17 protein-coding genes are annotated in these 17138 nt (G+C 38.5%); 16 read left to right on the top strand and 1 reads right to left on the bottom strand.

Translation table 11 applies throughout. The annotated features are described in order from the left end of the window. Positions 1 to 32 precede the first annotated feature (32 nt). The 11 genes from IC572_RS00900 to IC572_RS00850 are packed head-to-tail and all read left to right on the top strand — an operon-like array spanning position 33 to position 8786. Complete coding sequence (locus IC572_RS00900) at positions 33 to 686, top strand: lysophospholipid acyltransferase family protein (protein ID WP_042636512.1); 654 nt, start codon at positions 33 to 35, stop codon at positions 684 to 686. Beyond that, a complete protein-coding gene (locus IC572_RS00895) occupies positions 679 to 1659 on the top strand; it encodes a hypothetical protein (RefSeq protein ID WP_187854748.1) in 981 nt (326 codons plus the stop codon). Before IC572_RS00900 ends, IC572_RS00895 begins: the two co-directional genes overlap by 8 nt. Continuing rightward, positions 1649 to 2182, top strand: coding sequence for a hypothetical protein (locus tag IC572_RS00890; RefSeq protein WP_011549963.1), 534 nt, complete (start codon positions 1649 to 1651; stop codon positions 2180 to 2182). Before IC572_RS00895 ends, IC572_RS00890 begins: the two co-directional genes overlap by 11 nt. Further along, positions 2179 to 2718 carry a hypothetical protein gene (locus IC572_RS00885; RefSeq protein ID WP_187854747.1) on the top strand — a complete coding sequence of 180 codons (540 nt, stop codon included), beginning with the start codon at positions 2179 to 2181 and terminating at the stop codon, positions 2716 to 2718. The genes IC572_RS00890 and IC572_RS00885 overlap by 4 nt, the downstream gene beginning before the upstream one ends. A 15-nt stretch (positions 2719 to 2733) precedes the next feature. Beyond that, positions 2734 to 3132 (top strand): YkgJ family cysteine cluster protein, encoded by a 399-nt coding sequence (locus IC572_RS00880; protein WP_079295683.1) that lies wholly within the window; start codon positions 2734 to 2736, stop codon positions 3130 to 3132. Between the two features lie 36 nt (positions 3133 to 3168). Beyond that, a complete protein-coding gene (locus tag IC572_RS00875; RefSeq protein WP_187854746.1) occupies positions 3169 to 4464 on the top strand; it encodes a tetratricopeptide repeat protein in 1296 nt (431 codons plus the stop codon). Next, a complete protein-coding gene (locus tag IC572_RS00870) occupies positions 4452 to 5009 on the top strand; it encodes a beta/alpha barrel domain-containing protein (RefSeq protein ID WP_187854745.1) in 558 nt (185 codons plus the stop codon). The genes IC572_RS00875 and IC572_RS00870 overlap by 13 nt, the downstream gene beginning before the upstream one ends. Positions 5010 to 5065: 56 nt before the next feature. Beyond that, the gene (locus tag IC572_RS00865) at positions 5066 to 5320 is read left to right on the top strand and encodes a YfhL family 4Fe-4S dicluster ferredoxin (protein WP_000055463.1); all 255 of its coding nucleotides are present in this window, start codon (positions 5066 to 5068) and stop codon (positions 5318 to 5320) included. A gap of 9 nt (positions 5321 to 5329) precedes the next feature. Beyond that, complete coding sequence (locus IC572_RS00860) at positions 5330 to 6784, top strand: Ppx/GppA family phosphatase (protein ID WP_187854744.1); 1455 nt, start codon at positions 5330 to 5332, stop codon at positions 6782 to 6784. Next, positions 6781 to 7803, top strand: coding sequence for a lipopolysaccharide heptosyltransferase I (gene waaC, locus IC572_RS00855; RefSeq protein ID WP_187854743.1), 1023 nt, complete (start codon positions 6781 to 6783; stop codon positions 7801 to 7803). Before IC572_RS00860 ends, waaC begins: the two co-directional genes overlap by 4 nt. Then, positions 7800 to 8786, top strand: coding sequence for a lipid A biosynthesis lauroyl acyltransferase (locus IC572_RS00850; RefSeq protein ID WP_187854742.1), 987 nt, complete (start codon positions 7800 to 7802; stop codon positions 8784 to 8786). Before waaC ends, IC572_RS00850 begins: the two co-directional genes overlap by 4 nt. Before the next feature lie 252 nt (positions 8787 to 9038). On the opposite strand, the gene tgt is transcribed toward IC572_RS00850, so the two are convergent. Then, positions 9039 to 10154, bottom strand: coding sequence for a tRNA guanosine(34) transglycosylase Tgt (gene tgt, locus IC572_RS00845; RefSeq protein WP_187854741.1), 1116 nt, complete (start codon positions 10152 to 10154; stop codon positions 9039 to 9041). Between the two features lie 56 nt (positions 10155 to 10210). Between tgt and IC572_RS00840 the strand changes: the two genes are divergently transcribed. Genes IC572_RS00840 through IC572_RS00820 form a run of 5 tightly spaced genes read left to right on the top strand, consistent with a single transcriptional unit; the run spans position 10211 to position 17137 of the window. Continuing rightward, positions 10211 to 11647, top strand: a complete 1437-nt coding sequence (locus IC572_RS00840) for a COG3400 family protein (protein ID WP_187854740.1) — start codon at positions 10211 to 10213, stop codon at positions 11645 to 11647. 4 nt (positions 11648 to 11651) lie between these two features. After that, the gene (aroB, locus tag IC572_RS00835) at positions 11652 to 12683 is read left to right on the top strand and encodes a 3-dehydroquinate synthase (RefSeq protein WP_187854739.1); all 1032 of its coding nucleotides are present in this window, start codon (positions 11652 to 11654) and stop codon (positions 12681 to 12683) included. Further along, entirely contained in the window at positions 12674 to 14245 is a 1572-nt protein-coding gene (locus IC572_RS00830; protein ID WP_001944999.1) for a mechanosensitive ion channel family protein, read from the top strand. Before aroB ends, IC572_RS00830 begins: the two co-directional genes overlap by 10 nt. Further along, positions 14242 to 15498, top strand: a complete 1257-nt coding sequence (mtaB, locus tag IC572_RS00825) for a tRNA (N(6)-L-threonylcarbamoyladenosine(37)-C(2))-methylthiotransferase MtaB (RefSeq protein ID WP_187854738.1) — start codon at positions 14242 to 14244, stop codon at positions 15496 to 15498. Before IC572_RS00830 ends, mtaB begins: the two co-directional genes overlap by 4 nt. Next, complete coding sequence (locus tag IC572_RS00820) at positions 15485 to 17137, top strand: AAA family ATPase (RefSeq protein ID WP_187854737.1); 1653 nt, start codon at positions 15485 to 15487, stop codon at positions 17135 to 17137. Before mtaB ends, IC572_RS00820 begins: the two co-directional genes overlap by 14 nt. The last annotated feature ends 1 nt before the right edge of the window (position 17138 follow it).

The following is a 17138-nucleotide window of genomic DNA, read 5'->3' as shown; positions in this document are numbered from 1 at the left end:
TAACCAATGAAGAGCGGGTTTAAAGGCGAGAATTGAGCTTAAAATTTTTCAGGAAAAATATCGTTTTAAAGGTTGTCCCACGCTTGGCGTTTGGAGTCCTTTGGTTGTTGCATAAAACTTGTAAAAACCGCTATTTTTTAGCTCAAAATTTAAAAGAAAAACCCTTTATTGTAAGCTGTTGGCATGGGGAGCTTGGGATGATTGGGTTTGCGTATTTAAGGCTTGAAAAACCTTCTGTTTATGTGATCGCAAGCCAGCATTTTGACGGATCTATTGCGGCGGGTTTGTTTGAAAGCTTTGGCTTTAAAAACATTAGAGGCTCTAGCAAAAAAGGGGGGGTTAAGGTTTTGATAGAAGGGCTTAAGCGTTTGAAAGAAGGTTGCGATGTCGCTATCACTCCTGATGGCCCTAAAGGCCCACGACACAGCATAGCGGATGGGGTGATCGCTTTAGCTCAAAAATCAGGCGTGGGGATTAGTGCTTGTCGGGTGGTTTGTAAAAACGCATGGCGGTTGAACACTTGGGATCAATTTGAAATCCCTAAGCCTTTTAGCGAAGTGCATTATTACATGCTAGAATCGGTAATCATCCCTAAAGAATGGGAGCTTTCAAAGGCTAAAGAATATTTAAAAACGCGCATGGATTCTGTTGGGTTTGAAGAACCTCAAAGGGGTTTGGGTGCTTAAAGGGTTAAAAAAAGCGTTTAAGGAGAGGTTTTGCTCTCAAGTGTATATCTCTTTTAATGTGGATCACAATCTTTTATCCACTCAAGTCATAAGGATCAAAAACGATCACATTAAAGAGAAATTTTTTAAAACTTTTGAGACTAAAGTGGAGACTAAAAATGGTGAAGTCCCTATTCAAGCCTTAAGAATCGCCAGAAGTTATAGCCAAAAATACCCCTACACTTATTTCAGCGCGATGAGTAAAGCTAAAGAGGTTTTATGCGAAAAGCAGGCGTTTGAACAAATCAAACAAGAAAATCAAGATTATCATGCTTGTGAAGTCAATCAAAAGTATTGCGTTTATGTGGAATCTAAGGATTTTTTAAAGGATTTCAAGCGTTTTAAAATCCAGGATGTGGATTTTTTGTTTTCGCCTTTTAGCCTTATTTATGATTTTGTGCGCGATCATTTAGAAAACAAGCCGTTGTTGTATCTGCTTTTAGAGCGTTCAAGGTTTTATTTTTTGATTGCGGATAAAAAAGAGATTTTTTTAGCCAAATCCGTGTTTTTAGAGGAACAACCTGAAGAGTTTATAGAGAGCAAGGAAGAGGATTCTATGGGAATGGATAATGAGGCTGTGGATTTGTTTTTGAGTGAAATCCAAGAAGATATTGACAGCCTTGAAGAAGCGATAGGCCTAGACAGCAGTAAGGATAATAGCGAAAAAAATAAGGACGCTTATAGTTTGATTGAAGGCATGACGAATATCCCTTTGATTGCAAACGCCTTGCAAGAGGGTTTGCGTGGCGTCTATCATTCTAGGGATATAGACTTTGTAGAAAAAGTGGTTGTTTTAGACAGCTGTCAAATCCACCAAAAAGCGTTAATGCATTTGCAAGAAACTTTGATGATAGAAGTGGATAGGCTTGATTTTTCTTTAGTGGAGCGCTTGAACATTTTAGCGCGCATGGAGAATGAAAAGCATGCGTTTTAGTTACATTGAGCCAAGAGCGAAATACCTTATCAGCAAGCTTTCTAAAATTTGGGTTTTTTACATTTTTTTATCTTTTGTGGTAATAGGGGGGTTAGTGGGGTTTATGCACAACGCTATTAAAAACACTCAAGACAACGCGTCCAGTTTGACGATCCAAGAAAGGCTCTACCGCCATGAAATCAGCCGCTTACAGGTTAAGACTGATGAAACCTTAAAACTCATTAAAGAAGCCAAAAAGCGTTTGAATTATAACGATGATATACGAGATGTTTTGCAAGGGCTTTTGAATATTGTGCCGGATTCCATCACTATTAATAGCATTGAAATAGACCAGCAAAGCGTGGTGGTTAGTGGTAAAACCCCTTCTAAAGAAGCTTTTTATTTTTTGTTTCAAAACAAATTAAACCCCATGTTTGATTATTCTAGGGCGGAATTTTTCCCCTTAAGCGATGGGTGGTTTAATTTTGTCTCCACCAACTTTTCTAATTCCTTACTGATAAAAAATCCGGAGTCTATTAAATGAAGCCATTGCATTTTTCACACTTAGACAGAGAACAATCAGGCGATGTAGGGTTTATCATTAAAAACCTCATTTTTTTAGGGGTTTTTTCCTTATTGGGTTGGCTCAATACCGAGTATTTTCTATGGCCTAGCATGCTGGAATTAAAAAAAATCCTTTTAGAAGAAAATCGTAAAAAAAGCGTTTTAGAATACGCGCAAAGGCATTTTGAAACAGCTCTAGCGAACTATCACAATCAAAAAGAAACCAGCGAATCTTTGTTAAAGATTTTTAATGATGAAGAGTCCAAGCGGATTTTAGAAAAGATTTTAAAAAAATGTTTTGATGCCTATAAAATCAAACCCTTGCTCTCTCAAAACCCTCTTCAAAAAACCCAATTTTTTATCATGGCCAGAGCGAGCGAATTGGAAAAAACCTATCTTTTTTTCACCTTGCTTAACAAGTATTTACCGAGCGCTCAAAGCCAATTGCCCTTAAAAATTTCTAAAGATGATGAAGGGTTGTTGGTGCAATTTAGCGTGAGTATTGATCTCCAATAGGATAGGGGTAGTTTAATGCAAGATTTTGATTTTAGTTTTAATCCTAAGGCATGCGAGGGTTGTGGGGCAAAGTGTTGCGTGGGGGAAAGCGGGTATATTTTTTTAAATATCCAAGAAATGCAACAAATTAGCGCTTTTTTAAAATTGGAATTAGAAGAATTCAGTCAAAAATACGTTAAAAAGGTAGGGTATAAGTTCTCTTTACTAGAAAAAGACGCTAAAGAGTTGGGTTTGGCGTGCGTGTTTTTGGATTTAGAAACCAAAAAATGCCAGATTTATAGCGTGCGCCCTAAGCAATGCCAAACTTTTCCTTTTTGGGAGAGCGTGAAAACTTTCTCTAAAGAGCGAAAGGAAGCTTTTTATAAAAGCTGTCCGGGCATCACACAAAAAACCAAAGAAACTAAAGTGCGCTAAAATTCACTATAGTGATACAAAAAAGGAAATAAAATAATGAATATTCAAACAAAGAAAAGATTTTTAGCAAATATATTGCTTTTTAGTCTGTTTTCTTGCCTTAAGGCTGAAACCCTTTCAGAAGATCATCAAATCCTGTTGAGTTCAGACGCTTTCCATAGAGGGGATTTTGCCACCGCTCAAAAAGGCTATATGAATCTTTACAAGCAAACCAATAAGGTGGTGTATGCTAAAGAAGCAGCTATTTCAGCGGCGAGTTTAGGGGATATTAAAACCGCTATGCATTTAGCCATGCTCTATCAAAAAATCACCAATAATCGTAACGATGTTTCTATCAATAAGATTTTAGTGGATGGCTATGCGCAAATGGGGCAGATTGATAAGGCGATTGAACTATTACACAAAATCCGTAAAGAAGAAAAGACCATAGCCACAGATAATGTGTTAGGGACTTTGTATTTAACTCAAAAGCGTTTGGATAAGGCTTTCCCGTTGTTGAATAAGTTTTATAACCAAGTGCATGATGAAGACAGCCTAGAAAAACTCATTACGATCTATTTTTTGCAAAATCGTAAAAAAGAGGGCTTGGATTTGTTGCAATCTCATATAGACAGGTATGGTTGCTCAGAGCAATTGTGCCAAAAAGCGCTCAACACTTTCACGCAATTTAACGAGCTTGATTTGGCTAAAACGACTTTTGCTCGTTTGTATGAAAAAAACCCTATTGTTCAAAACGCCCAATTTTACATAGGGGTATTAATCTTGTTAAAAGAGTTTGATAAGGCCCAGAAAATCGCAGAATTATTCCCTTTTGACAGGCGTTTGTTGTTGGATTTATACACCACGCAAAAAAAATTCGATCAAGCTTCCAAACAGGCTTCTTTGATCTATCAAGAAAAAAAAGACCCTAAATTCTTAGGATTAGAGGCTATTTATCATTATGAAAGCTTGAGCGCGAAAAATAAAAAACTCACCAAACAAGAGATGCTGCCCATTATTCAAAAATTAGAGCAAGCCACCAAAGAGCGCCAAGCATGGCTTGCTAAAACCAAAGATAAAGAAGACGCGCAAGACGCTTTCTTTTATAATTTTTTAGGGTATTCCTTAATAGATTATGACATGGATATTAAAAGGGGCATGGATTTTGTGAGGAAAGCCTTAGCGTTGGATTCTGGATCAGTGCTTTATTTGGATTCTTTAGCATGGGGTTATTACAAATTGGGGAATTGCTTGGAGGCTAAAAAAATTTTTTCTAGCATCGCTAAAGAGTCTATCCAAGCCGAACCTGAATTGAAAGAGCACAATAAGATCATTCAAGAATGCAAGAAATAGGGATTTTAGAAAATTTACAAAAAAGCTTATCCTTAAAAGAGGGCATGCTTTCTTATGAAATGTTGGGTAAAAGCCTGTCGTATAACCCTTACTTGCCTAGAGTCATTCCTCAAACCAAAGATTGTGTTTTTGTAACCCCTGATGAGGTTTTAGAAAAGCTTTTGAAAGAAAACACCCACACCGATTGCGTCATTGTCAATTTCAAAGGATTATACGAAATAGGCGCGCCAAGCGTGTTTGATTTAGAAGTTTTAGGGTTATTGCGCCGCCATGCGAGCTCTTTGATAGTCCATGAGGATTTTTTCATCAGCCATTACCAGCTTTTAGAATCCCTTGTTCAAGGCTCTGATGGGGTCATTTTAGATGAAGAGCTTTTGAAAGAAGATTTAAAGGGCATGGTAGAATTTTCTTGGCGTTTGGGCTTGAGCGTGTTTGTAGAAACTGATAAGCCAGATTACACTCATTTAAAAGATTTAGGGGTTTTAGGCGTGCTAGAAAAGGTCCCCCATTCTTATAATCAAAAAAAAATAGTCTTTTTAGATTGAATTTTAAGCTAATTTAGAGTAAAAATCGTATTCAAACTTTTTAAAAGGAGTTAGTCATGTCATTATTGGTGAATGATGAATGCATTGCGTGCGATGCTTGCAGAGAAGAATGCCCTAGTGAGGCGATTGAAGAGGGCGATCCCATTTATAATATTGATCCAGATAGATGCACAGAGTGTTACGGGTATGATGATGATGAGCCTCGTTGCGTGAGCGTATGCCCTGTAGATGCGATCTTGCCGGATCCTAACAATGCAGAGAGCAAAGAGGAATTGAAATACAAATACGAAAGCTTAAAAGAGCAAGATTAAAGGCTAGCAATGGCTAAAATCACGACCGTGATTGATATAGGCTCTAATTCAGTGCGTTTGGCTGTCTTTAAAAAGACGAGCCAGTTTGGGTTTTACTTGCTTTTTGAGACTAAGTCCAAGGTTAGGATTTCTGAGGGTTGTTATGCGTTTAATGGAATCTTGCAAGAAATCCCCATGCAAAGAGCCGTTAAAGCCTTGAGCGAATTTAAAGAAATCGCCCTCAAATACAAAAGCAAAAAAATCCTGTGCGTAGCGACCTCAGCGGTGCGCGATGCCCCTAATCGGTTAGAGTTTGTAGCGAGGGTGAAAAAGGCTTGCGGTTTGCAAATCAAAATCATTGATGGGCAAAAAGAAGCGTTCTATGGCGGGATTGCGTGCGCGAATTTGTTGCATAAAAATTCAGGGATCACGATAGATATTGGAGGGGGTAGCACCGAGTGCGCGTTGATTGAAAAAGGCAAGATTAAGGACTTAATCTCGCTTGATGTTGGGACGATTCGCATTAAAGAAATGTTTTTAGACAAGGACTTAGAGGTCAAATTGGCTAAAGCCTTTATCCAAAAAGAGGTTTCTAAACTGCCCTTTAAGCATAAAAACGCCTTTGGGGTAGGGGGGACGATCAGAGCGTTGAGTAAAGTGCTGATGAAGCGCTTTGATTACCCTATTGATTCTTTGCATGGTTATGAAATAGATGCGTATAAAAATTTAGCGTTTATTGAAAAAATCGTCATGCTTAAAGAAGATCAATTACGGCTTTTGGGGGTGAATGAAGAGCGTTTGGATAGTATTAGGAGTGGGGCGTTGATTCTATCAGTCGTTTTGGAGCATTTAAAAACTTCTTTAATGATCACTAGTGGGGTAGGGGTGAGAGAAGGCGTGTTTTTGAGCGATTTATTGCGCCACCATTACCATAAATTCCCCCCCAATATCAACCCCTCTCTCATCTCTTTAAAAGATCGCTTTTTGCCCCATGAAAAGCACAGCCAAAAGGTCAAAAAAGAATGCGTGAAATTGTTTGAAGCCTTATCGCCTTTGCATAAAATAGATGAAAAATACCTTTTCCATTTAAAGATCGCGGGGGAATTAGCGAGCATGGGTAAGATTTTAAGCGTCTATTTAGCCCACAAGCACAGCGCGTATTTTATTTTAAACGCTTTGAGTTATGGCTTTAGCCACCAAGATAGAGCGATCATTTGCTTATTGGCGCAATTCAGCCATAAAAAAATCCCTAAAGACAACGCTATCGCCCACATGAGCACGATGATGCCAAGCCTTTTAACCTTACAATGGCTGAGTTTTATCCTTTCTTTAGCCGAAAATCTGTGCCTGACAGACAGCCATCATCTAAAATACACGCTAGAAAAAAACAAACTTGTGATCCATTCTAATGATGCACTTTACTTGGCTAAAGAGATGCTCCCCAAACTCGTTAAGCCCATTCCTTTGATGATAGAGTTTGCTTGAAGATAGCGATTGTCAGGCTTTCAGCGCTTGGGGATATTATCGTGAGCGCGGTGTTTTTAGTGCTGATTAAAGAGCGTTTTACTAACGCTCAAATAGAGTGGTTCGTGGATGAAAGATTTGGCGCGATTTTAGAGCATTCCCCTTATATTGATAAATTACACCCCATCGCTTTAAAAAGCGTGCTCACAACCTTTAACCCTTTGAAGATTTTCAAACTTTTTAAATCTTTAAGGGCTTATGAATACGATATAGTCATTGACATGCAAGGCCTAGTCAAATCCGCTCTCATCACGCAAATGTTGAAAGCCCCTAAAAAAGTCGGCTTTGATTACGCTTCGGCTAGGGAGGGTTTGAGCGCGTTTTTTTACTCGCAAAAAGTTTCTATCGCTTATGATGAGCCTATTTTAAAGCGCAATTTCACGCTCCTTTCTCAAGCCCTAAACTTGCCCCAAAAAGAAAATTTAAAAGAAATTTCAGAGGGTTTAAACTTTAGATTTAAAGTGTTTTCTTACCAAGATTCTCCAAAAATCAACGCGTTAAATTTGAATGAGAATAAGCCAAAAATCCTTTTTGTTTTAGAAACTTCTAAAATCAATAAAACTTACCCCACAGAGCGTTTTAAAGAGTTGGCGTTAATGTTAGAAAATTTTCAAATTTGCTTGTTATGGCATGCTGATGAACATAAAGCCACTACGCTTTATCATGCTTTAAAACACCAGCGCGATGTATTATTACTCCCTAAACTCACTTTAAACGAGGTTAAGGCGTTGCTTTTTAAAATGGATGTGATTATTGGGGGCGATACGGGTATCACGCATTTAGCATGGGCGTTGCAAAAACCCAGCATCACCCTTTATGGCAACACGCCCATGGAGCGTTTTAAATTAGAAAGCCCGATCAATGTTTCGCTCACCGGTAATTCAAACGCCAACTACCATAAAAAGGATTTTTCTATCCAAAACATAGATCCTAAAAAAATTAAAGAATGCGTTTTAAACATTTTAAAGGAAAAAGAATGACTTACAAAGAACGACTCATACACGAAAAAATATTGAACCAAAACGACAGGGGTTTGAAAACGGAATTGCGCATTTTGAGTATTTTTATCGTGGAATCTTTAGTGAATATTCTGGGGTTTGTTTTAGCTAAAATGCCCCATTCGTGGTTTTTAAGGTGCATTAAAGCTGTGGCGTGGCTGATGAAAACTTTTGATAGGCGCCGTTATTTTGACGCTAAAGCCAATTTGGATTTTGTGTTTGGGGATTCTAAAAGCGAAGAAGAGAAAAAAAGGATTATTAAAAAGGGGTATGAAAATTTTGCTTTCATCATTTTAGAAACCATTAGAGTGATCTTTATCCCTAAAGATGCATACGACGCTCGTTTCACGCTCATCAATGAAGAAAATGTGTGGAAGTCCTTAAACAAGGAAGGCCAAGCGATCACTTTATGCATGCATTTTGGCTATTGGGAAGCGGTAGGCACGACTTTAGCGCAATATTATAAGGATTATGGTAGGGGGTGCTTGGGGCGTTTGACTAAATTCGCCCCTATCAATCACATGATTATGAGTAGGCGAGAGGCGTTTGGGGTGCGTTTTGTCAATAAAGTGGGAGCGATGAAAGAACTCATTAAAATGTATAATCAAGGCAATGGTCTTGTGGGGATTTTAGTGGATCAAAATGTCGTGCCTAAAGATGGGGTGGCGGTGAAATTCTTTAATAAAGACGCTACGCACACCACGATCGCTTCTATTTTATCGCGCCGCTACAATATAGACATCCAGCCGGTATTCATTGATTTTAATGACGATTATTCGCATTATACAGCGACTTATTACGAAAGTATCCGCTCTCAAATCACTGACAACGCTGAAAACGATATTTTAGAATGCACGCAAGTCCAAGCGAGTTTGTGCGAAGAGGTGATTAGAAACCACCCGGAAAGTTATTTTTGGTTCCACAGGCGCTTTAAAAGCACCCACCCTGAGATTTATCAAAGATAGGGTTTTGAGTGGAATGATAAAAATTAAAAAATGCTAAAAGGCATTTTTTAAAAATAAATAGTAAAGAGCTTGATTTTAATCAAGCGATAATTTCTTAAGGCGGTCTTCTTGGGTTAGGGGGATTTAGTTGGGGGTTAAGGGGGAGAGTTATTTCAAAACACCCCCTATCCCCTTAACAAAATGAGTTTTACTATAAAAATAAAGTTAAAAATCCCATTTTTTAAAAAAGTTAAAAAGTTTTAGTTATACCACTCAATGCGAACAAGAGTGGTATTTTTCTAAAAACTCTTTTTTAAAACTCAAAAACCGCTTTTCTAAAATGGCGTTTCTGGCGTTTTTAACCAGCTCTAAATAAAAATGCAAATTGTGCAAACTGGCCAAACGAGCGTAAGTGAGTTCTTTAGCCCTAAAGAGATGGTGCAAATAGGCTTTAGAATAGCGTTTGCAAGTATAACAAGCGCAATTTTCTTCAATAGGGGTATTATCCAATTTATAGGGCGCGTTTTTGATAGAAATTTTGCCAGAATGCGTGAAAAGGGTGGCGTTTCTGGCGTTTCTGGTGGGCATCACGCAATCAAACATATCCACCCCTAAACTGATAGCGTCTAGGATATTTTCAGGCGTGCCTACGCCCATTAAGTAGCGAGGCTTGTCTTTGGGGAGCAAGGGGGCGGTGTGCGCGATCGTTTCTAGCATTTCATCTGTGCTTTCCCCCACCGCTAAACCGCCTATAGCATAGCCATCAAAACCCTCATGCGTTAATCCCACGCTAAGGCTGCGCATTTTCAAATGCGTCCCGCCCTGGATAATGGCAAAAAGGTTGTTGTTGGGGCGGTTATTTTCTTTGTGGTATTCTAGGCTGAGATTCGCCCATTTAGCGCTTCTTTTAATGGATTCTTCAAGGCGTTTTAAGGGAGCGGGCAAGCCCACTAAATCGTCTAAAACCATCATAATATCGCTATTTAAGGCGTATTGAATGTCCAAAACTTTAGTGGGCGTGAATAAATGCTTGCTCCCATCAATATGGGATTTAAAAACAATCCCGTCTTCTTGCAATTTGACATTATCGCTCAAACTGAAGGCTTGAAACCCTCCACTATCGGTTAAAAAACTCCCCTGAAATTGAGCGAAACGATGCAAGCCTCCTAATTGTTCAACCACTTTCTCGCCCGGTCTTAAATACATGTGATAGGTGTTGGCTAAAATGAGTTTAGCGCCTAAAATTTCTTGCGCATCTGTAGCGTCTAAAGATTTGATGCAGCCTTGCGTGCCTACTGGCATAAAAATGGGTGTCTCTACTTGAGAATGGGCTAAATTTAAAAGACCAGCTCGCGCGTTATCATCAATAGCTTGGAGTTGAAAATCCATCGTTTAAGCCTTAATCTTGGATATAATGGCGTAATCATTTTTTAGGAAGTTTGGAATTGAAAAAAATCGCCCTTATTTTAGATGGCATTGTAGCAAAAAATTTTTTAGACTTGGTGCTAAGGCATTATTCTAATCATAATTTTTATATAGTGGTTGTCAAAAATGAGAGTCTTATCCCTAAAAACTACCCGAGCACTTTCGCTTTTTATTGTTTTGATGCGACTTCTAGTTTCAGGCTTTTGCAAGTGTTAAACGATGAGGTGAGCGATGCGTTTTTAATCATACAAGATTTTAAAGAACAGCACATCATTCATAAAATCATTCAGACCCATTTCAAACGCATGCGCGTGGTTTTGAGCGTGAAAAAAGATAGCGAAAAAACTTTAGAGAATAATGAAGAAAATAAAGATGAAAAGCTTATTTTGATTGATGAATTTGAAGTTTTAGCCAATAAATTCATTTCTCGTTTGCCTAATATCCCTAGCACCCCTAGAGAATTTGGGTTAGGCAAGGGCGAGATCATGGAGATTGATGTGCCTTTTGGGAGCATTTTTGCTTACAGGCATATTGGCTCTATCAGGCAAAAAGAATACAGGATTGTAGGGCTTTATCGTAACGATGTTTTGTTGCTCTCCACTAAATCTTTGGTTATCCAACCACGAGACATTCTTTTAGTGGCGGGCAATCCGGAAATTTTAAACGCGGTGTATCATCAAGTCAAAAGCAATGTGGGGCAGTTCCCAGCCCCCTTTGGTAAGAGCATTTATTTATACATTGATATGCGTTTGCAGAGCCGAAAAGCGATGATGCGCGATGTGTATCAAGCCTTGTTTTTGCACAAACGTTTAAAGAGCTACAAGCTCTACATTCAGGTTTTACACCCCACTAGCCCTAAGTTTTACCATAAATTTTTATCGCTAGAAACCGAAAGCATTGAAGTGAATTTTGATTTTTATGGGAAAAGTTTTATCCAAAAACTCCATGAAGACCACCAGAAAAAAATGGGCCTGATCGTGGTAGGCAGAGAGCTTTTTTTATCTAAAAAACACCGAAAAGCCTTGTATAAAACAGCCACCCCGGTTTATAAAACCAACACTTCCGGCCTGTCTAAAACCTCTCAAAGCGTGGTGGTATTGAATGAAAGCTTGGATATTAATGAGGACATGTCTTCAGTGATTTTTGATGTGTCTATGCAAATGGATTTGGGCTTGTTGCTTTATGATTTTGACCCTAACAAGCGCTATAAAAACGAGATTGTCAATCATTATGAAAATTTAGCCAACGCATTCAACCGCAAGATTGAGATTTTCCAAACCGATATTAGAAATCCTATCATGTATCTCAATTCTTTAAGAAATCCCATTTTGCATTTCATGCCTTTTGAAGAGTGCATCACGCACACGCGTTTTTGGTGGTTTTTATCCACTAAAGTGGAAAAATTAGCGTTTTTAAACGATGATAACCCTCAAATTTTTATCCCTGTAGCGGAGTGAAAGAATGCAAGAAATTTTAATCCCTTTAAAAGAAAAAAGCTATAAAGTGTTTTTGGGGGAACTGCCTGAAATAAAATTGAAACAAAAAGCGCTCATTGTTAGCGATAGTATCGTGGCCGGGTTGCATTTATCGTATTTATTAGAGCGCTTGAAAGCCTTAGAAGTCAGAGTGTGCGTGATAGAGTCTGGGGAAAAATACAAGAATTTTCATTCATTAGAGCGGATTTTAAACAACGCCTTTGAAATGCAATTAAACCGCCATTCTTTAATGATAGCCCTTGGTGGGGGAGTGATAAGCGATATGGTGGGGTTTGCGAGCAGTATTTATTTTAGGGGGATTGATTTTATTAATATCCCTACGACTTTACTCGCTCAAGTGGATGCGAGCGTGGGGGGGAAAACAGGGATCAACACGCCTTATGGCAAGAACTTAATCGGATCGTTCCACCAGCCTAAAGCGGTTTATATGGATCTAGCTTTTTTAAAAACCCTTGAAAAAAGGGAATTTCAAGCAGGGGTTGCTGAAATCATTAAAATGGCGGTGTGTTTTGATAAAAACTTGGTAGAAATATTGGAAACAAAGGATTTAAAAGATTGTTTAGAAGAAGTAATCTTTCAAAGCGTCAATATCAAAGCTCAAGTCGTTGTTCAAGATGAAAAAGAGCGAAATATCAGGGCTGGGTTGAACTATGGGCATACCTTTGGGCATGCGATAGAAAACGAGACCAATTACGAGCGATTTTTGCATGGTGAAGCGATCGCTATTGGCATGCGCATGGCTAATGAGTTAGCCCTTTCTTTAGGCATGCTCACTCTAAAAGAATACGAACGCATAGAAAATTTATTGAAAAAATTTGATCTGATATTCAATTACCAAATCACTAATATTCAAAAATTTTACGAACGCTTGTTTTTAGACAAAAAAAGCGAGAACCAAACCCTAAAATTCATTTTGCCTAAAGGCGTTGGAGCGTTTGAGATTGCCTCTCATATCCCTAAAGAAACGATTTTAAAGGTGTTAGAAAAATGGCATTAAGGGTATTATTATTCTTTTGTTTTTTGTTTTTGCAAGCAGAAGATAAGAGCCAAGAATTATCCTCTATACAAAAACAAATGGCTTTGGTGGATAAAAAACTCGCCAAAGACGATAACGTGTGGTTGAAAAAATTTGAAAACTACAAGATTTACAACCAGATTTATACCGAAAAAGAGAGCGTGAGGCAGGAATTAAGGCGCTTAAAAAATAAAAAAAGCAAGGATTTATTAAAGATTAGCACCTTAGAGCATACCTTAAAGGCTTTAGAGTCCCAGCAAAAAATGTTTGAAAGCTATGGGGTCAATCCTTTTAAGGATTTGATAGAGCGCCCCAATATCCCCAATATCCCTAATATCGCTAACCCTATTGCGATCATTGATGGCATTTCTTTCATTAAAAGCATGCGTTTAAAGCATGAAAATCTTAAAAGCAACCAGACTGCTTTAGAAGAAGTTTTAAAGCTTTTAGATCAAAAACACCAGCTTTTAAATCAGTGGCATGCTTTGGATAAAAGCGCGAAACTAAGCGATGAGATTTATCAAACTCAAGCCAAACGCTTAGAATTGCAAGGGGCTCAAAACATTTTAAAAACCACGATCGGGATTTTCCAAAAAGACAGCGATGAGGCTATAAGCATTGTCAAATCTCAAGTTAAAAACCAGCTTTTTAAATTGGTTTATGTGTTTTTAGCAGCCCTTTTGAGCGTGGTGTTTGCTTGGATTTTAAAAATCATTTCTAGCAAATACATTGAAAATAATGAACGCGTCTATACCGTGAATAAAGCCATTAACTTCGTGAATGTGAGCGTGATCATTTTAATTTTTCTTTTTTCTTATTTAGAAAACGTTACTTACTTGGTCACGGTTTTAGGCTTTGCGAGCGCGGGCTTAGCGATTGCGATGAAAGATTTGTTCATGAGCTTGCTTGGGTGGTTTATCATTTTGATTGGGGGGAGCGTGCATGTGGGCGATAGGGTGCGTATCGCTAAGGGGACAGATATTTTTATTGGCGATGTGTTGGATATTTCTATGTTGCACATTACGATTTTAGAAGATGTAACCTTTACCACTTACACGAACAACAGGAGAGCGGGCCGGATTATTTTTGTGCCTAATAATTATATTTTCACCACCATGTTCGCTAATTACAGCCATTTTGGGATGAAAACGGTTTGGGATGGCGTGGATTTTTGCGTTACATTTGATTCTGATTTTAAAAAAGCTTCTAAAATTGCGCTCAACATCGCTACAGAATTGTCTAAGGAATACACGGATATTACCTATAAACAGCTCAATAAAATGCGCGACCGGTATTCTTTAAGGAGTTTGAGTGTGAAGCCTCGATGCTTTTTGATGCCTGAAAGTAACGGGATAAAAATCTCGGTGTGGTATCAAACCAATTCGTATGCGACCATGTCTTTAAGGAGCAAGATTGTGGCTGAAATTGTTGAAGCTTTTTTGAAAGAAGAAAATATCCATATCGCTTATACGACCAGCAAGCTGCTTAAAGTGGATGCTGACGCTCTAGGCGATGGTTTTGGGAATAAAAGGGAACAAAAATGAAAAAAGTCTATTTCAAAACTTTTGGGTGCAGGACGAATCTTTTTGACACGCAAGTGATGGGCGAGAATTTGAAAGACTTTAGCACGACCTTAGAAGAACAAGAAGCCGATATTATTGTCATCAATTCTTGCACCGTGACCAATGGGGCCGATAGTGCAGTAAGGAGTTACGCTAAAAAAATGGCGCGATTGGATAAGGAAGTGCTATTTACCGGCTGTGGGGTGAAAACCCAAGGCAAAGAGCTTTTTGAAAAAGGGCTTTTAAAGGGCGTTTTTGGGCATGACAATAAAGAAAAGATTAACGCGCTTTTACAAGAAAAAAAGCGTTTTTTCATAGATGACAATTTAGAAAACAAGCACTTAGACACCACGATGGTGAGCGAGTTTGTGGGAAAAACCAGGGCGTTTATCAAGATCCAAGAGGGCTGTGATTTTGATTGCAATTATTGCATTATCCCAAGCGTGAGAGGGAGGGCTAGGAGTTTTGAAGAGAGAAAAATTTTAGAGCAAGTGGGCCTTTTATGCTCTAAAGGGGTTCAAGAAGTGGTTTTAACCGGCACCAATGTGGGGAGCTATGGGAAGGATAGAGGAAGCAATATCGCGCGATTGATTAAAAAATTAAGCCAGATTGTTGGATTAAAACGCATAAGGATTGGGAGCTTAGAACCTAATCAAATCAACGATGAATTTTTAGAGCTTTTAGAAGAGGATTTTTTAGAAAAACATTTGCATATCGCTTTACAGCACAGCCATGATTTCATGCTAGAGAGGATGAACCGAAGAAACCGCACCAAAAGCGATAGGGAATTATTAGAGGTAATCGCTTCTAAGAATTTTGCTATCGGCACGGATTTTATTGTAGGGCATCCGGGCGAGAGCGGAAGCGTTTTTGAAAAAGCGTTTAAAAATTTAGAAAGCTTGCCTTTAACGCACATCCACCCTTTTATTTACAGCAAACGAAAAGACACCCCCTCTAGCTTGATGACTGATAGCGTGAGTTTGGAAGATTCCAAAAAGCGTTTGAATGCGATTAAAGATTTGATTTTTCATAAAAATAAGGCGTTCAGGAAATTGCAGCTCAAGCTCAACACGCCCCTAAAAGCCCTAGTGGAAGCGCAAAAAGATGGCGAATTTAAAGCCTTAGATCAATTTTTCAACCCCATTAAAATCAAAAGCGATAAGCCTTTAAGGGCTAGTTTTTTAGAAATCAAAGAGTATGAAATTAAGGAGAGGGAAAACCATGCCGTTTTCTAAATTTTTAGAAAACCTCACCGCTCCCTTTAAACGCATCAAAAACCGCTCGCTTGTTTTGGCGTTAGGGTTTTTGATGCTTACTTTTTGCTTGTTGCTTTTTTTAATCTTAAGCGATGTTTCTAGGCTCATATCCAGTAAGGACTTTTTTTATGTGATCCAATCCCACCCTAAACAAACTCTAATTGAAGATGAAAATTATTTTTATGCTAACAAGGGTCTTTATAAAACCAACAAAGAAGCCTTTTTAAGAGCCTATAAAATCCCAGAAAGCATGCCCATAGAAAAACGAGAAAATTTAAGCAAGGGTTCTAAAATGAATTTAGCGTTGCTTTTTTTCATTTCTAGCATGCTTTTTGGGATCTTTTGGCGCTTGCCCAAACGATTGGACACTAAAATGAGTTTAGAAAGCGCGACTAAAAACGAATTAGAAAATGCATTCCAGCGATACGATGCGCTAGGGGTGCGTTTTGAAGATATTGCAGGGGTGGATGAAGTTAAAGAAGAATTATTAGAAGTGATAGATTATTTAAAAAACCCTAAAAAATACCAGGATTTAGGGATTTTTCTCCCTAAGGGCGTGCTTTTAATTGGGCCTCCTGGAGTGGGGAAAACCATGATCGCTAAAGCCTTAGCGAGTGAAGCTAGAGTGCCGTTTTTTTATGAAAGCGGGAGCGCGTTTTCTCAAATTTATGTGGGGGCTGGGGCTAAAAAAGTGCATGAACTTTTCATGCACGCTAAAAGGCATGCCCCCTCTATTATTTTCATTGATGAAATTGACGCTTTGGGTAAGGCTAGGGGAGGGCATAGGAGCGATGAAAGAGAGGCCACGCTCAACCAGCTTTTAACCGAAATGGACGGGTTTTTGCAAAACGATGAGGTGGTGGTGATAGGAGCGACTAACCAAATGGAAGTGATGGATGAAGCGCTATTAAGGAGCAAGCGTTTTGATCGGCGCATTTTCATTTCTTTACCGGATTTATTAGAAAGGCAGAGCATTTTAGAAAAGCTTTTAGAAAACAAAAAGCATGCGCTCAATTATCTTAAGATCGCTAAAATTTGCGTGGGTTTTAGCGGGGCGATGTTAGCGACTTTAATCAATGAAAGCGCTCTAAACGCCCTAAAACACGAACGAAACGAAATCACTCATAGCGATATTTTGGAAGTGAAAGACAAGATTGCTTACGGTAAGAAAAAGCCCCAAACCTTAGACGAAAACCAAAAGGAATTAGTCGCTTTGTATCAAAGCGCGAAAGCCTTAAGCGCGTATTGGCTAGAAATTGAATTTGATAAAGCGCCAATATTAGGGGAATTTATCGCCTTTAATGAGAATAAAATCCATAGCGAAAGCGAGATAAAAAATTACATTAAAGTGTATTTGAGCGGGACGATTATTTTAGAGTTGCTTTATAAGGAGCGTTATAGTCTGTCTAAACAAGATTTGCAAAAAGCGAAATTTTTGAATGAATTTATGGCTAGCGAGCTTCTTTTAGCCCCTACAAAAGAGTCTTTAAGCGTTCTTTATGAAGAGCAACTGGAGTTTTTAAAGCCACAAATTGCAGCTTGCAAGCGGTTGAGCGTTTTATTATTAGAGCAAGAATATTTAGAACATTTTAATTTGCATGATTTGTTGAACGGGTGAA

It is taken from the genome of Helicobacter pylori, from assembly GCF_014496485.1.
In the GTDB taxonomy this organism is placed as follows: Bacteria; Campylobacterota; Campylobacteria; order Campylobacterales; family Helicobacteraceae; genus Helicobacter; species Helicobacter pylori_DD.
This window is presented reverse-complemented; position numbering and strand designations above follow the sequence as displayed.

What these genes read in the sequence shown, in the direction of transcription:
- IC572_RS00890 (WP_011549963.1), top strand. Translation starts at nt 1,649, where the DNA reads ATGCGTTTTAGTTACATTGAGCCAAGAGCGAAATACCTTATCAGCAAG.
- IC572_RS00885 (WP_187854747.1), top strand. Translation starts at nt 2,179, where the DNA reads ATGAAGCCATTGCATTTTTCACACTTAGACAGAGAACAATCAGGCGAT.
- IC572_RS00880 (WP_079295683.1), top strand. Translation starts at nt 2,734, where the DNA reads ATGCAAGATTTTGATTTTAGTTTTAATCCTAAGGCATGCGAGGGTTGT.
- IC572_RS00875 (WP_187854746.1), top strand. Translation starts at nt 3,169, where the DNA reads ATGAATATTCAAACAAAGAAAAGATTTTTAGCAAATATATTGCTTTTT.
- IC572_RS00870 (WP_187854745.1), top strand. Translation starts at nt 4,452, where the DNA reads ATGCAAGAAATAGGGATTTTAGAAAATTTACAAAAAAGCTTATCCTTA.
- IC572_RS00865 (WP_000055463.1), top strand. Translation starts at nt 5,066, where the DNA reads ATGTCATTATTGGTGAATGATGAATGCATTGCGTGCGATGCTTGCAGA.
- IC572_RS00860 (WP_187854744.1), top strand. Translation starts at nt 5,330, where the DNA reads ATGGCTAAAATCACGACCGTGATTGATATAGGCTCTAATTCAGTGCGT.
- IC572_RS00850 (WP_187854742.1), top strand. Translation starts at nt 7,800, where the DNA reads ATGACTTACAAAGAACGACTCATACACGAAAAAATATTGAACCAAAAC.
- tgt (WP_187854741.1), bottom strand. Translation starts at nt 10,154, where the DNA reads ATGGATTTTCAACTCCAAGCTATTGATGATAACGCGCGAGCTGGTCTT.
- aroB (WP_187854739.1), top strand. Translation starts at nt 11,652, where the DNA reads ATGCAAGAAATTTTAATCCCTTTAAAAGAAAAAAGCTATAAAGTGTTT.
- IC572_RS00830 (WP_001944999.1), top strand. Translation starts at nt 12,674, where the DNA reads ATGGCATTAAGGGTATTATTATTCTTTTGTTTTTTGTTTTTGCAAGCA.
- mtaB (WP_187854738.1), top strand. Translation starts at nt 14,242, where the DNA reads ATGAAAAAAGTCTATTTCAAAACTTTTGGGTGCAGGACGAATCTTTTT.
- IC572_RS00820 (WP_187854737.1), top strand. Translation starts at nt 15,485, where the DNA reads ATGCCGTTTTCTAAATTTTTAGAAAACCTCACCGCTCCCTTTAAACGC.